The sequence below is a fragment of the Xanthomonas sp. NCPPB 4037 genome (assembly GCF_041475695.2).
In the GTDB taxonomy this organism is placed as follows: domain Bacteria; phylum Pseudomonadota; class Gammaproteobacteria; order Xanthomonadales; family Xanthomonadaceae; genus Xanthomonas; species Xanthomonas campestris.
In genome coordinates, this window is sequence record NZ_CM191261.1 from 86,111 (window position 1) to 100,553 (window position 14,443).

Here is a 14,443-nt window from a genome sequence, read left to right on the forward strand (position 1 = left end):
TGGCGATGCCTATGTGTTGCTGCAGGGCGAACGCGAGCTGATGCACGGCACGGCTGACGATCTGCAGGCCGCGCGCCGGCATACCAATGCCAACGGCTGGGTGTTGTGGTTCCGTGCCAGCGGCGTGCAATACGTGGTGCGCGACCCCGGCTTGATCCATCGGCTGCGCACCGGCTATGCACGCAGCCTGCAATTGCGCGCGGCGCAGGAGCGGCTGGATGCGCGTCAGCAGGCGCTCGATGCACAGCTCGCTGCAGCGCCCGAGGCAGGCACTGCCGCATCTGGTGCGCCGTCGTCGAAGGTACCGCCCGCCAGCACGCAGGCCCTGGACGCCCAGCGACACGCATTGACCGAACAGCAGGCCGCGCTGGCAAGGAAACAGGCGGGCGCCACGCGTCTGGCCACACGTCAGGCGCTGGGCGTTTTGCGCGAGGCGCTCGCCAGTGGCCGGGCAACGCGGGTGGCGGGTTAGCGGCCAAGGCAGGTAACGCGTGCCGCGCTGCATCGTGCTGCGTGTGTTCCAAAACGCTGTCAGCAATGTCACGCAATGCTCGGCCCTGCCCATCAACGCAACACCGTCCGCACCAACTCACTCATCCGTGGAGATTCTTATGTCGTACACCACTCGTCTGCTTCCGCGCGCTCGCATGCACGTGATCCAGCGTGTTGCGCTCACCGCCATGCTGCCGCTCTGCCTGAGCGTGATGCCTGCGGCGCAGGCAGCACGCAACACCGCCACTGCAGCGGCGCCTGAGCTTGCACGCGCGGCAGCATTGCGCGCCGACACCGCACTGACCGCAGCCCAGGCAGCCAACACCTCGCGCTCCACGGCACCGACGTCGGCACCAACCCGCCCGGCAACAAGCGGCGTAACCACGCACGGCCAGCTCAGGCTCTCGGCCAGCGCCGACCAGGACGCCTATGTGCTGATCCACAACGGCGAGAACGTCATGCATGGCACGCTCGATGATCTCAAGCGCGCCCAGCGCCTGGCCGGCAACAGCAACGCAGTGCTGTGGTTCCGCAGTGGCGGCAAGAGCTACGTGGTGCGCGACCCGGCAACGCTCGATCGCCTGCATGCACTCTATGCACCGGTGGCGCGGCTGGGCGATGCGCAGGGGGCGCTGGGCGAGCGGCAAGGCAGGCTGGGCGAGCAGCAAGGTGCACTGGGCGAACAGATGGCCGCCCTGGCCGAGCACGATGCAGCCGCTGCTGCCGCACAGGCGCATGCAGCAATCGCAGGTGGTCCCTCTGCCTCAAGCAAGGCCGAGCATGCCGCCCAGCAAGCCAATGCGGCGCAGCAGCGCAGCAAGCAACAGCAGATGGAGGCGCTGGCCACGCAACAGGCCGCACTGGCCGCGCAGCAGGCCGACCTTGCCGAGCAGCAAGCAGTGGCCAGTGCGCGCGCAGAGGCGCAGGCGCGAAGCCTGATGCGCGAAGCAATCCAGCACGGGCTGGCAACCCTGGTCGAGCGTTGATCGCCGCACTGCCTGTTCGCCGATACTGTGCGGTATCGGCAGGCGGCGAGCAGGCAATGACATATCGGGTGATGGTCTTGGGCGGCTACGGGCACTTCGGCGCGCGCATCGTGCGTGCGTTGGCGGCGGCGCCACAGGTGCATGTCATCGCTGCGGGGCGTCATCCGGGCGCGATCGCCGCCACCTGGCCCGATGCCGCGCCCGGGCGCATTTCGGCATGCCGCCTGGACATGGCCGCTGACGACTTCGCCGCGCAGTTGGCTGCCACCGCGGCCGACGTGGTGGTGCACACCGCCGGGCCGTTCCAGGGCCAGGACTACGCGGTGGCGCGCAGTTGCCTGCAGGCGGGCATGCACTATATCGACCTGGCGGACGGCCGCAGCTTCGTGCGTGATTTCCCAGGCGCCATGAACGCGCTTGCGCAGCAGGCCGGGCGTGTGGCGATCAGCGGGGCCAGCACCTTGCCGGCGCTGTCGAGCGCGGTCATCGACGCACTGCTGCCACGGTTTTCTGCGTTGCACGACATCGGCATGGTGATCGCGCCAGCGCAGGGCACGCCGTTGGGGCTGGCCACCGTGCGCGCGGTGCTGTCGTACTGCGGCACACCGTTTCGGTGGTGGAGCGAGGGGCGTTGGCAGACCGTGGTGGGATGGGCCGCGCCGCAACATGTGCACTTCGCAAGGCTAGCACCGCGCCTGGCATCCCCCTGCGATGTGCCCGACCACGACCTGTTGCCGCAACGCTATCCCGGTGTCCGCAGCGTGCAGTTCCGCGCCGCGCTGGAGGTGGGTTTCCTGCAGCGTTGCCTGGCCGCACTCGCCTGGCTGCGCCAACGCGGGGTGCCGCTACCGATGGCGCGCGTGGCGCAGCTGCTCGCACGCGCCGGGCGCTGGTTCGATCGCTTCGGCACCGACCTGGGCGGGATGCGCGTGATGCTGCGCGGCGAGCGCGACGGCCAGCCACTGACCGTGCACTGGGACCTCACCGCCCCGATGCTGCACGGCCCGGAGATTCCCTGCCTGGCCGCGATTCTGTTGGTACGTAAACTCGCCGCCGGCGCTGCATTGCCCAGCGGCGCCCATGCCTGTATGGGCTTGCTGACGCTGGCCGAGTTCGAGCAGGCGTTCGCCGCGTGGCAGATGACCACCGAGGTGTCTGAGGCGCGGGCATAAGCGTGCCCCGCAAAGCTGTCAGTGACAGCGCCGGTCACCTTCAGCCACGCTCACACTTCGTATTCGGTACGAAACGCGTACATGTCGGCAAACGTGCAGAAGTGAAAGTGCGGAATGGTGATTGGCCCAGCGTCGGCAAGCCGCTTCAGCCACGACGTCACCACGCTGCGATACGCCGCCTGCTCCGCAGCATCGAGCGTGGCGCACAGATACGCCAACGAAATATGGAAGCGGAAGTTGACGTAGTCCGGCCGCTGCAAACGGGTCAGCGCCATGAGCCCCGCGCGTGCAGCGTCCAGCCGCTGCGTCGTTGCTGCATCGGCCGGCAGCAGCGGAATCAGCAGGTTGTCGTTGCTGCCGGTCTTGGCCACAGACGGGTCGACGATGAACCGGCATTCCCCCAACGGGGCGGCAGCGCGCTGCTTCAGCCGCGACAGGAAGCTGGCATTGATCTCGCCCAGCGGCACATCGCGTGCCACATCGCTTGGCCATGGCCCGCGTTTGCGATCGGTCTCGTTAACGCCGCCCAGCAGGGTCACGTGATAACTGCTGGGCGGCAGCAGCGCGAACTTGTTGCCGAAGCGCTGCTCCGGCAATTCGCGATAGATATCCAGCACGCGGTCGAAGCTGTCGTAGCCATCGCCCTGTTGCAGCAGATGGCCGACGAAGGTGTTGCCCGCAAACGGCAGCGGGCGCCGGGAGCGGGCAAACTTGCGGCCTACGTCCGAGGGCGCCGCAGCCGCCGCAGTGGCGAGTGCGGGCACTGTAGCGGCCAATGCCGATGCGCCGGCGCAGGCAAGCAGGGCGCGTCGGCTGATGCGTGGAGGTGGAAGCGGGGGCATATGCAGTTCCTCAGAGTTTGACATTGACGCCAAGCATCACCGTTGGCGCCATCTTCCACGCCGACTGCACGTATTCCTGCTGGCGGCCGATGCGGTATTGATAGCCTTGCCCAGCCAGGTTGAGCACATCCAGGCTCACCGCCACCGTGGGCGACACGTCCCAGCCCAGTTTCAGGTCGATGCGATCCAGCGGCTGCTGGTAGCGGTTGCGGTAGAACTCCAGCGCGTTGCTGTAGTTGGGGTAGCGGTCGTCCCACAGCTCGCCGGTGTGGTTCCAGGCCAGCGATGCGCGCAGCGGGCCGCGCGCGTAATTCATGCTCAGATTCCACAGCTGTTTGGGTTGCTGTGGCAGCACGGTGAGCGAGGTGCGGGTGCCATCGCCCAGCACCACCGGATACGCCACGTCCAGCAACGTGAGGTTGGCACCCACCGACAGGCCGTTCAGTGCAGGCAACCAGGGGCCCAGCTCCTTGATGGCACCGAGTTCGGCGCCGCGCAGGCGCACCGGGCGGTCGGTGTTGCGCGGTTGGGTGACCAGCACCTGCTGGCCGTCGATGTCCTGCAGCTGGCCGTAGCGGAAGATCTCGTTGGATATCGTCTTGTGGAACAGCGCGACCGACAGCAGGCTGCCGCCATCGTCGAAGGTCCAGTCGTGGCCCAGGTCCAGATTCTGCGAGCGGCGCGGTTGCAGGTCCGGGTTGCCCTGGTTGAGCGTGGGTGGGGTGCTGCCGAGGGTCAGCACACCGCCGTTCAATGCCATCTGGTCCAGGCGTGGTCGGCCGATCGAGCGCGATGCGCCAATGCGCAGCATGCCGTTGGCACTGGTCTGCAGTTGCGCGGCAAACGACGGCAACCAGTTGCGATACGTCCGCACCGCGCTGACCGGCGTCCAGGTGGCGCCGCTCGCCTGCAGGCCGGCGCTGCCGAAGCGTGTCTGTTCCAGGCGGACACCCCCGGCCACCTGCCAGCGCTCCCCGCGCCATTGCGCCTGGGCAAAGCCGGCGCGGACCTGCTCGTCCACGTTGTAACTGCCGCTGTTCTGGGCGCTGGTGTCCACCACGCCGCGCGCCTGGCCGGCGGCCGTATCCCAGCGTACGTCGGCCAGTGCCGGGTCGATGGTCATCATCGGCATCGTGCAGCCCAGTGCGCAGATCGGGCTGCCCAGCACGTTGTCCAGCGCATACGGCAAGCCGCTCCAGGTGGTGCGCGCAAACGCGGTCTGCATGTGCGTGCGTACCTGCCGCAGGCCCCAGGCCAGGCCCAGGCCGCGGCTGTCCTCGTCCATGTTGCGCCGCAGGTCCAGCTGCAGGTCGCTGACCCGCTCGGCGTAGGTCGTGCGCTCCTGTTGGTGATTGAGGTTGGCGTAGCGTGCGGGGTCGTCGGCCTGCGTGGGGTTCAACGCAGCGAAGGCCGGCAGGGTGCCGGTCCAGTCGAACGTGTAGGCCAGGCGGTTTTGCTGGAAGCGATCCCAGGTCTGCGGGTTGTCCACCGTGGCGCGCGAGGTGCTTGCCCGCAGCGCGCCGCGCCACTGGGCCGGCAGCTCGGCCAGCAGCTCGCCATTGAGCCCGGACAGCCCACGCTTCCAACGCAATTGCCCCAGCTCGACGAGCTGATTGACGTTGTCCAACGTGCCGCCTTGCGCGCCGGTGCGGGTCAGGCGCGCGCTGTTTTGCACCTGTGCGGCCTGGGTGTTGCGGTCCGATGCCTCGCGCTGGCGAAACGCGTATCCGGAGATATGGCCACTGAGCGGGCCGTCCGGCTGCCAGTCCACGCGCAGGGTGACGCCGCGGCGTTCGCGGGTGTTGTCGTAGTTGTACCAACGCCGTTCGCTGGGCACGGCAGCACCCACGCCGGCATAGGCGAGCGGCGCACGCGTGCCGTCGGCGTCGTACCAATTCAAGCCGCCGCCGTTTTCCTGCTGCGGCACCGAGATCTCACGGCGCCACACGCTGGCCGCGCCGAGGAAGGCAAATTCGCCCTCACGCCCGAAGCGTTTGCTCCATTTCAATTCGCCCTCGCCCACCGGGGTGCGCCCGCCGTAGCGCTGCCCCATCAGGTTGGCACCGCCCTTGGCCGAGGCCGTCAGCAGGCCGTCCGGTCGCGCGAAGCCGGTCGCGGTGACCAGGTTGGTGACACCGCCAATGGCAGCGCCGTCGTTCTCCGGCAGCAGCGACTTCACCACATCGATGCGGTCGACAAAATTCGCCGGCAGCACATCCATCAACGCCTGCCGACTGCCGATGTCATTGCTGGCAAACGCAAAGCCATCGATCAGCATGCTGTTGTAGTTGCCGTTGAGGCCGCGCACGGTCACGTAGCGCGGTTCGCCCTGGTATTCGACGGTGCTCACGCCGGTGACCCGGCGCAGCGCATCGCCCACATTGAAGTCCGGCAATTGCCCGATGCTGTCGGCGGCGACCGAATCGACGATGGTGGGCGCCGCCTGCTTGGTGGCGATGGCGCGCGTGTTCTGCGACTGGAACGGGTTGCGCACCTGCACGGCATCCAGGGTCTGCGCCGAGGCATCGGCGGGCGCCTCTGCAGCCTGCGCCGGCGCGTGCATCCAGCCCACCACGGCCATGCCCAGCGCGAGCGACAATATGCGACGCTGCGGGCCGCAGGCCGGACCGGGCAGACACACAGGGCCAGAGGAAGAGGGATGAAACAGACGCATGGCACGATCCGCGATGTCGGGCGGCCCCAACGCGGTGCCGCAGGCGGATTAAATTAATCTGCTTAATTTAAGCTTATGTGACATCCACTGCCCTTTTGCTCCCTATGTCTTCCTTCTTCGCCCACGCGGCCATTCGTTCGCATTACCGCCGTCGTAGCGACGGGCAGGCCGCCGGTTCCAGCGAGCGCGCGTTGCTGGATCTGATCCGCAGTGCCGGCCAGCTGGCACGTGCCGATCTGCCGCGTGCCAGCGGGCTCAGCGTTCCCGGCACCAAGGGCATCATCGACCCGCTGGTCGCACAGGGCCTGCTCCAGCTCGGCCCGTCGCTGCGGCGTGGTCGCGGCCAACCGAGCGTCCAGCTGAGTCTGGTGCCCGGCTACGCGTTCAGCGTGGGGGTCTCGGTGATGGTCGATGGCATCGCGGTGGTGCTGATCGACTTCGCCGGGCAGGTGCGCGGCATGCGCCAGCTCACGGCCTTCCCGCTGACGCTGGATCTGCTCGCGGCGCGCTTGCCGGAATTGCTGGAGCAGTTGTTGCAGGCGGCCGGTGTGGACCGGCAGCAGCTGTTTGGGGTGGGCGTCAGCATGACCGGCCCGCGCATCGGCGACGGTACACGGGTCAATCCGCCGCTTTCGCTGGCCGCCGAATGGATGCAGGTGGAGCTGGACCGGTTCATCGCCGAGCGTCTGCAGTTGCCGGTCTGGATGGACAACGACGCCCATTGCGCCGCCCTGGCCGAGGCCTTGTACGGGGTCGGCCGCCAATCGCCGGATCTGGTCTATCTGACGATCGCCGACGGCTTCGCCGCGGGCGTGATCGCCGCCGGCAGCGTGCACCGCGGCGCGCACGGCAACGTGGGCGAACTGGGGCGCATCTCGGCCATCACCGGCATGGCGCGGCCAACGCTGGAAAGCCTGCGCCAGGCGCTGGTCGCCGATGGCCATGCGCTGCCGGACCTGCACACCATGCTGCAGCACTACGACGCGGCCTGGCCGCAGATCGAGGCCTGGCTGGATGCGGTGCAACCCACCGTGACCCTGGCGGTGGCGGCGATCATCGCGTTGATCGACCCGCGCGTCATCGTCTTCGGCGCTCGCCTGCCGGCAGATCTTGCGCAACGGCTGATCGCCCGTATCGCATTCGAATCCGCGCCACGGCGCGGCGTTGCATCGCCGTATCCGGCGTTGCTGGTCGGGCAGGTGCAGGCACACGCCACGGTGCTGGGCGCAGCCATGCTGCCGTTCAAGGAAACGCTGTTCTAAAGCAGGCGATGGACCACGTGGTGCGGTGCGCCGGGGGCATCGCTTCGCATTGCTTCGGCAGACTTCGCCTCGGTTGCGAATTGTCATATGCCACGCGCTTTACTGGCCGCCCGCAGTGCTCTTGAGGTCGTCATGCGTATTGGTCCTTTGCAACCAGCCGCCACGCACACCACCGCGCTGGCAACACCCACGCACACCAGTGCCATCACCCCGATGGAGGTGCCGCACGCGCCAGGCGGCAATCTGCCATTGCGTGCACGGCCTCGTCGCCAGGCCCTCATGCAACCACCGCTGGTGCCATTGAACGACAGCGCCATGACCGGCAAGCAGGCGTTGGTGGCGCTGGACAGCGAGTTTTCGGAGCAGCGGCTGGCTGAAGTGCAGGCAAGGCAGATCATCGTGCAGGCAGCGCAAAGCAAGCTTGCCACCCATTTCGCGCAGGCCGGCATGGCGCTCAAACCGGACAGCATCGCGGCACGCTTTGCCGCCGGAACGCTGGAGCCGGTCTACCTGGATACCACCGCGTTCAACGCCATGGCGCGCGGCCTGCCCGGACGCGCAAGTGCAGCGGCAGGCCCGGTGCTGGTCGATGCGCAGCAAGGCCGCATCATCTTCGATCTACAGCGCGCTTTTGCGCCTGGCGACACCTTCAGCGACGCAGCGCGCACCGCCTTGCCCAAGGCGCTGGATCTGCCCGGGCATGGAGTGGAAAATCCCGCCTGGCTGGCGGCTGCTTCGCAGTCACATCCAGCGCGACGAAAGATGCAGCAGACCTTGAAGTATCGCGGGCATCAGGTTCCCGCACAGCACGGCGGCGCCGGGTTCTACAAGCCCGACGATCATCGTCTGCTGGAAGGCAAGGCCACGCAGCTGCACGAACACCTCAAGCAGGTCGTCCACGAGAACTATCTCCAGGCAGAAAGCACAAAGTCGCTCGGTAAGGACGTCATGGTGCACCGTGGGCTCTACGACTTTCGCAATGGCATTCCGGAGAACTCACTCGCTGCAGTCGATCACGCGTATGCGCAGGGGTATCGCACCGTCGAACTGGATGTCCAGGTAAGTGCCGACGGTGTGCCGATGATGCTGCACGATTTCACGGTGGGACGGGTGCTGGATGATCCGGACAATCCGCTGGTCGCCAACACGCCGTTTTCGCAATTGCACGATCAACCGCTGGTGATTCGCAATCCTGTGGACGGCAACTTCGTGCAGACCACTCAACGTCTTTCCAGCATCGAACAGATGCTGAAGCATGTGGTGCACACCAAGCCCGGAATGTCGGTTGTGCTGGACTGCAAGGAGAAAACCGCCGAGGACGTTGCCCTGCTGTTGATGAAGCAACCGCAGCTGCGGCGCTTCACGGCGGTCAAGGTGTATTCGGCTGCCTATAAGGGCGGTTTCGATGAGCTGTTCTCTAACATGTGCAAGCGCCTGCAGATTAATCCTCTGCATTCGCAGGACGAACCGCGACGTCAGAAACTACGTCGCGATCTCAGCAAGATCAAGGTCGTGCCCATCCTGGACCAGGACTCCATCCAGGATCCGCAGCTGCGCGCCCTTTTTCCCGGCGACGAGAGCACCAGCGGCCTGGTCGACACCGCCACCGGCTGGATGCAAAGCTGGAATGGCATGCATCCCGTGGTTGCCGAGACCATGGTCACCGATCGCGACAGCAAAGCAGGCAAGGCCTTGCAGGACGCTCGCGCAAGCCTGCAGCAGCCCGGTTCAGGTTATGAGAAAGCCGCGTTGAGTTCGGCCTACCGCTACGAAGATTTTTCGATGGCGCAGTCGGATGGAAGCCGGAAATACTTTACTTGGGGCATGTTCGGCGAGATCAATCCGATTCCGGAGACCGGCTTCGAGCCGACACGTGGAACTGCAGGTGCATTCCGCGATCAAGGCGACAGTGTGCTTACCGACCAGCCGAACGAAGAGGTTCTGGCACTGCGTGAGAACCGTACGCTGCCGCGTGGGCACACCGGCGTGGAGTTGAACGCCCCTCCAGGCACGCCCATCGACACCGGGCGCGATGCCGCGCTTGTCGGCCTGCGACTGAGCCAGTTCAATGCGATGAAGCAGCCCCTGGACAAGGTGAACGTCGACGCAGCGCGCGAAGGAGCAACACTGGATCGAGATGCGACAGCGCAGCAGACACCGGCAGCACGCGATGCCACCGATAAGCGTGCCGAATCGCTCGGTCTGCTAACCGATCGCTATCGCGGCGCACCCGTGAGCCATTATCTCAACGAGCAGGCCAAACACGCCGAGCCGGAGGAATGATCCTGACGCAAGAATCCTGCATTGACACGCCGCGCCCGGCGGCATGCCGGAAGCACGGTGCTTTCGCCGGTGCCAGGCAAGCAGGCGCATTATTGAATGGCGGCAGGCGTGTCATCGCGTAGCGCATTTGAAAGAGCGCCACGTCGTTGCTGCTTCCAGGAGCGTCAAATGAGTATCTTGTGGCTGCACAAGCACGGCATTGCCGATGCGATGTGCGTGTTTAATTGTTATCTGCGTGAGCCGCACCGATCACGCAGCAGCCGATGCACTGCAGCCCGGGATATGCATCGCTCCGGGCGAGGAAGGCGAGGGGTAGCGCGCCCTCAGACATACCAGCATCGCGCCACTGCCGCGCCTGGTCCAGCGTTACGGCATCTCCAGCATCGGAATCACCTCGCGGTCCTGCGCGTCCACCGCCACCAGGCGTTGCAGCAACAGCGACAAGGTCACCACGTCCTGATGATTGTGCTCGGCCACGCGGCGCAGGTTGCGCGCGCTGCCGCCGCGCAGGTAACTCAACCAGGCGGCCGGGGCTTCGGAGCCGGGCAGGTCGTCCTCGCGCACCACGCGCAGCAGCTGCCGCTCGATGGTGGAGAGCTTGCAGTTCTCCCAGGTGCCGCGATACCGGCGCCGGGTGGGGAATAGCAGGTCCACATGGTCCAGTGCGGAAATTGGATCGCCGCGCCGTGCCAGCCGGTAGCGCGTCTTCAACAGCGGCGCGTCGTAGCAACGGCCGTTGTAGCTGGACAGCACCGTCTGCGGGGTGAGCCAGCTGCGGAACAGATCCAGCATCGCGCTTTCGGCGGCCATCGTGGACATCATCAACTGACGCACGCGCAGCCCGCTGCCGCGCGTGGCATCCACGCGCCAATCGGCCACGCCAATCATGAAGGCACGCGTGCCGGTGCCGCCGGCCAGGCCGGTGGTTTCGGTATCGAAGAACAGCAGGTGCTCCGGTTCCACCGCATCCTCGCGTTTGGCGAAAGCCAGCGACAGCGCCTCGCGCGGGATCGCCTGCGGCAGGAAGGCTTGAATCAGGTGCAGGCCAGGTGCGATTTCGTCGCCTGGCAGATGCCGATCAAGGGAAGGCACACGCACCGGCATGGTGGCGGATACCGCGCGCTCTCGCACACCAATCATCTTGCGCAACGCACCGATGTCGGCGCGCCGTTGCATGGCTGGCGCCGCTGCTGGCGTTTGCACTGTTGGCAACGCAGGCGCGACTCCGGCACTGGGCGCTACCGCGGGCTTGTGCCGCACATCGTGTTCCACCCACGCAAACACTGATGCATCGCGTGCCGGCGGTAACGCCGGTGACTGGAGTGCGCGGCGCATCATTCCCGATGGGCTGGCTTGCTGCTGGGCCGCATCCATGCTGCTTGCGCCGGACGCGCGCGTGGGGCGCATCACGCCAGCGCTCCGCGTACCCGCGTTCGCGTCAGACGATAACGCGCCGTCATCGCGCGTGGATGACGGCAACGCACGCGCAGCGTGATCTGACAATCCGCGCGCCGTTGCTCCCGATGCCGCCACACCACCACCCGCCACCGCTTGCCGTTGTGCGCGCGTCGGCACTGCCGCGGCGTCCTTCCGGGGCGCAGGCGTCACGCCACCCACCTGGCGACGCAATAGCCGTAGCCGCTCTGCACTGACACCGGTCGTGTTGCCCGCTGCCGCAGTCGCCATGGCAACAGGCGCATCTGTTTCCACAGGCACGGGCGGCGCCGATGTTGCGGCACGCGACGCCGCACGGTGCTCACCACGCTGCACCGTCCCGGCATCGCGACGCATGCTCAACGGCTGCAGGTCATCGGCATAGGTCGCAAGATCGCGCGCACTGACGGCATTCGAGGGCACATCGAGCCGTTCACCAGCCGTGGCGTGCGCTGCGGCGCTGTCAGCGCGCGTGCCGTCCACGGCAACTGCGGCCCGTTGCGAAGCGGCGGTGCCATCGACACTGGCCTGTGCACCGGAACCAACAGCAACGGACGTGTCCGCCTCTACAGCTGCACCCGCACCCGCGCGCGCACCACCATCCACGCGCAACGCATCGGCCGCCTCCACACGCGCCGACGTAGCAGCCTCTCCACCCACCGGCCCGCGCACATCCGTCTGCCCCGCCTGGCGGCGCAACAGCCGCAGGCGGTCCGCACTCACAGTCATGCAAGCACGTCCAGCGCCAGGTCGTCATCCACGTGCGTGGCGTGGCGCAGTGGCGCATCCGGGTCGAACAACAGCGCCAGCACCGTCAGTGCCAGCGACTTCGGCGATTCGCCCTTGCCTTCCTCGTGCGCGGCCAGCACCGGGCCCACGCAGGCCGGGCAGCCGGCGGTGCAATCGCAGCGGCGCACCAACTCGTCGGCGCGTTGTAGCAGCTCGGCCTGGCGCAACCACAGTGGTTCGCTCAGGCCCACGCCGCCGGGGAAGTTGTCGTACAGGTAGACGGTGGGCACGAAGGCCTGCTGCAACTCCACCGTGCCTTCCTCGCCTTCTTCCACACCGCGCAGTTGCCCGCGGCCGGTCTGGTCGGCCACCGCAAACCACGCGCCGTCGCCATTGCCTACGGCTTTTTGCAGGTCGCGTGCATCGGCCATCACCGCCACCGTGGCCACCACGTGCAGCGCATAGGCCGCACCCAGAAAACCATCCAGCGCATCCTGCTTGGACGCGAATGCCTTGCCCAAGGTGGCTTGCGGCAGCTGCCACCACACCGCGGTGGTGTGCAGTTCCTGGTCGGGCAGGTTCACCGGGCCGTAGCCGATGTTTTCATGCGTGTAGTAACGGATCTTCTTGTAGCCGGACACACGCCGCACCACATGCACTTCGCCATGGTGGGAATCGCCGCGCCCGGCCACGCCGCCATCGAAGCGGTCCAGCACCTTCAGCCTGGTGTAGTCGATGCTGTCGGTGTAGTAGTCCACGTGGGTGCGCGTTACGTACGCCTTGCGGCCTTCCCAATCCAGCCGCTCCACCTGGTACGGCGTGCTCTGCACCATATGGATGGCGCCTTCGTACAAGGTGAGCGCAGCGGCCGAATAATCCACCTCGGCGATGATCTGCTGTTTGCCGTCGGTCTTGTCCACCACCACGAAGTTGCCATCGGCCACCGAACGCAGGCTCACCGCGTTGGCCGGGTAGCTGTCGGCAATCCATTCCCAGCGGTCGCCTTCCTGATGGATCACTTCGCTTTCGGCCAAGGCTTCCAGAAACACCAGCGGGTCGATCGGGCCGAACGGTTCATCGGCAATGAAGGGCAATTCGAACGCCGCGCAGCGGATGTGGTCGAACAAAATCAGCGGCTGATCCGGCGCAATGCGTGCATGTTCGGGCGAGGCATCGGCGAAGAAATCCGGGTGCCGCACCACGTATTGGTCCAGCGGCTGCGAGCTGGCCACCAGCACACCCAGTGCCGGTTGCTGCCGCCGCCCGGCGCGGCCAAACCGCTGCCAGGTGGCCGCCACGCTACCGGGGTAGCCATTGAGGATCACCACGTCCAGCGCGCCGATATCCACGCCCAGTTCCAGTGCAGACGTGGACACGATGCCGTCGATGGTGCCCGCGCGCATCGCGCGCTCCACTTCACGCCGCTCGGTGGGCAGATAGCCGCCGCGGTACGCACGGATGCGCGCCGGCTTGCGCGGGTCGTGGTCGAAGATGTCCTTCAAATACTTGGTCAGCACTTCCACCATCAAGCGCGTCTGCGCGAACACCAGCGTCTTCAGCCCGCTCTTGATGGCGATGCGCGCGATACGGTTGCTCTGCGACCGTGCCGAGGCGCGCAGGCCCAGGTCGGCATTGACCACCGGCGGGTTCCACAGCAGCACGTGCTTGTCACCGGTAGGCGCGCCGGATTCGGTGATGGCATGCACGCGTTCTTCGATCAAGGCCTGTGCGTGCGCATGCGGGTTGCCGATGGTGGCCGAGCACAGGATGAACTGCGGATTGGCGCCATAGAACGCGCAGATGCGCTTGAGCCGGCGCAGCACGTTGGTGACGTGGCTGCCGAACACACCGCGGTAGGTGTGGATCTCATCGATCACCACATAGCGCAGGTTTTCGAAGAACTGCGCCCACTTGGTGTGATGCGGCAGGATCGCCTGGTGCAGCATGTCCGGGTTGCTCACCACGATGTCGCCATGCAGGCGGATCGCCTGGCGCGCATCGCCGGGCGTATCGCCATCGAAGGTGAAGGCCTTCACCCCCAGCTCGCCGGCGCGGTTGAGCTCCAGCAACTCGGCCACCTGGTCCTGCGCCAGCGCCTTGGTCGGGAACAGGTACAGCGCCTTGGCGTCGGCGGTCATCGCCGCGCTCACCACCGGCAGCGTGTAGCACAGCGACTTGCCCGAGGCGGTGGGCGTCACGATCGCCACATGCTCGCCGCGCTGGGTGGCCGCCCAGGCATCGGCCTGGTGGCTGTAGAGCTGGCTGATGCCGCGCGCGCGCAGCGCATCGGCCAGGGCCGCCGGCACGTCGTCCGGAATCGGCGCGTAATGGCCTTCGCGCCCGGGAATGGTGAAGCTGCCGGTGATGCGGTCGTGGTAGCGCCGCTCCAGGCGCTCGGTGAGCAATGCGCCGTCGCGGCTGGGCCGGCCATCGGTGGTGGCCAGGGCGCGTTCGGCGGTTTCGGTGCGGGGAGCGAGGGCAAACGGAGGCATACGGCGGCTCCCAAAGAGGGGCATGAGACAGGGGAGGTGTCTCAGGGTATGAGACCGCGGCCAAACCGGCGAGCCTG

At 66.7% G+C, this 14,443-nt stretch carries 9 protein-coding genes; 5 read left to right on the forward strand and 4 right to left on the reverse strand.

Annotation, left to right across the window (positions count from 1 at the left end):
• Window positions 1–13 precede the first annotated feature (13 nt).
• From ACCQ01_RS00425 to ACCQ01_RS00435, 3 genes are all read left to right on the forward strand, one after another.
• On the forward strand, window positions 14–472 hold the full coding sequence (locus tag ACCQ01_RS00425; protein ID WP_228433553.1) for a hypothetical protein: 459 nt from the start codon (window positions 14–16) through the stop codon (window positions 470–472).
• A 139-nt stretch (window positions 473–611) separates the two neighbouring features.
• Window positions 612–1,478 (forward strand): hypothetical protein, encoded by an 867-nt coding sequence (locus ACCQ01_RS00430; protein WP_228433552.1) that lies wholly within the window; start codon window positions 612–614, stop codon window positions 1,476–1,478.
• Between the two features lie 56 nt (window positions 1,479–1,534).
• Window positions 1,535–2,650, forward strand: coding sequence for a saccharopine dehydrogenase family protein (locus ACCQ01_RS00435; RefSeq protein WP_228433551.1), 1,116 nt, complete (start codon window positions 1,535–1,537; stop codon window positions 2,648–2,650).
• Window positions 2,651–2,700: 50 nt separating this feature from the next.
• On the opposite strand, the gene ACCQ01_RS00440 is transcribed toward ACCQ01_RS00435, so the two are convergent.
• Together ACCQ01_RS00440 and ACCQ01_RS00445 are read right to left on the reverse strand one after the other, a co-directional pair.
• Window positions 2,701–3,492, reverse strand: coding sequence for a DUF1868 domain-containing protein (locus tag ACCQ01_RS00440; RefSeq protein WP_228433550.1), 792 nt, complete (start codon window positions 3,490–3,492; stop codon window positions 2,701–2,703).
• Window positions 3,493–3,502: 10 nt separating this feature from the next.
• A complete protein-coding gene (locus ACCQ01_RS00445) occupies window positions 3,503–6,166 on the reverse strand; it encodes a TonB-dependent receptor (RefSeq protein WP_228433549.1) in 2,664 nt (887 codons plus the stop codon).
• A gap of 104 nt (window positions 6,167–6,270) precedes the next feature.
• Here ACCQ01_RS00445 and ACCQ01_RS00450 point away from each other — a divergent pair, with 104 nt between their 5' ends.
• Together ACCQ01_RS00450 and avrBs2 are read left to right on the forward strand one after the other, a co-directional pair.
• Window positions 6,271–7,428, forward strand: a complete 1,158-nt coding sequence (locus ACCQ01_RS00450) for an ROK family protein (RefSeq protein ID WP_104550474.1) — start codon at window positions 6,271–6,273, stop codon at window positions 7,426–7,428.
• 87 nt (window positions 7,429–7,515) lie between these two features.
• A complete protein-coding gene (gene avrBs2 / locus ACCQ01_RS00455) occupies window positions 7,516–9,711 on the forward strand; it encodes a type III secretion system effector avirulence protein AvrBs2 (RefSeq protein WP_228433548.1) in 2,196 nt (731 codons plus the stop codon).
• A gap of 366 nt (window positions 9,712–10,077) precedes the next feature.
• Here avrBs2 and ACCQ01_RS00460 read toward each other — a convergent pair whose 3' ends face one another.
• Both ACCQ01_RS00460 and ACCQ01_RS00465 read right to left on the reverse strand, forming a co-directional pair.
• Window positions 10,078–11,502 carry a ribonuclease H-like domain-containing protein gene (locus ACCQ01_RS00460; protein ID WP_228433615.1) on the reverse strand — a complete coding sequence of 475 codons (1,425 nt, stop codon included), beginning with the start codon at window positions 11,500–11,502 and terminating at the stop codon, window positions 10,078–10,080.
• Between the two features lie 368 nt (window positions 11,503–11,870).
• On the reverse strand, window positions 11,871–14,366 hold the full coding sequence (locus ACCQ01_RS00465; protein WP_228433547.1) for a DEAD/DEAH box helicase: 2,496 nt from the start codon (window positions 14,364–14,366) through the stop codon (window positions 11,871–11,873).
• Between the last annotated feature and the right edge of the window lie 77 nt (window positions 14,367–14,443).

Excerpts from the sequence above, each read along its gene's own strand:
- ACCQ01_RS00450 (WP_104550474.1), top strand. The coding sequence starts at position 6,271 with ATGTCTTCCTTCTTCGCCCACGCGGCCATTCGTTCGCATTACCGCCGT.
- ACCQ01_RS00445 (WP_228433549.1), bottom strand. The coding sequence starts at position 6,166 with ATGCGTCTGTTTCATCCCTCTTCCTCTGGCCCTGTGTGTCTGCCCGGT.
- ACCQ01_RS00460 (WP_228433615.1), bottom strand. The coding sequence starts at position 11,502 with ATGCGTCGCGATGCCGGGACGGTGCAGCGTGGTGAGCACCGTGCGGCG.
- ACCQ01_RS00430 (WP_228433552.1), top strand. The coding sequence starts at position 612 with ATGTCGTACACCACTCGTCTGCTTCCGCGCGCTCGCATGCACGTGATC.
- avrBs2 (WP_228433548.1), top strand. The coding sequence starts at position 7,516 with ATGCCACGCGCTTTACTGGCCGCCCGCAGTGCTCTTGAGGTCGTCATG.
- ACCQ01_RS00465 (WP_228433547.1), bottom strand. The coding sequence starts at position 14,366 with ATGCCTCCGTTTGCCCTCGCTCCCCGCACCGAAACCGCCGAACGCGCC.
- ACCQ01_RS00440 (WP_228433550.1), bottom strand. The coding sequence starts at position 3,492 with ATGCCCCCGCTTCCACCTCCACGCATCAGCCGACGCGCCCTGCTTGCC.
- ACCQ01_RS00435 (WP_228433551.1), top strand. The coding sequence starts at position 1,535 with ATGACATATCGGGTGATGGTCTTGGGCGGCTACGGGCACTTCGGCGCG.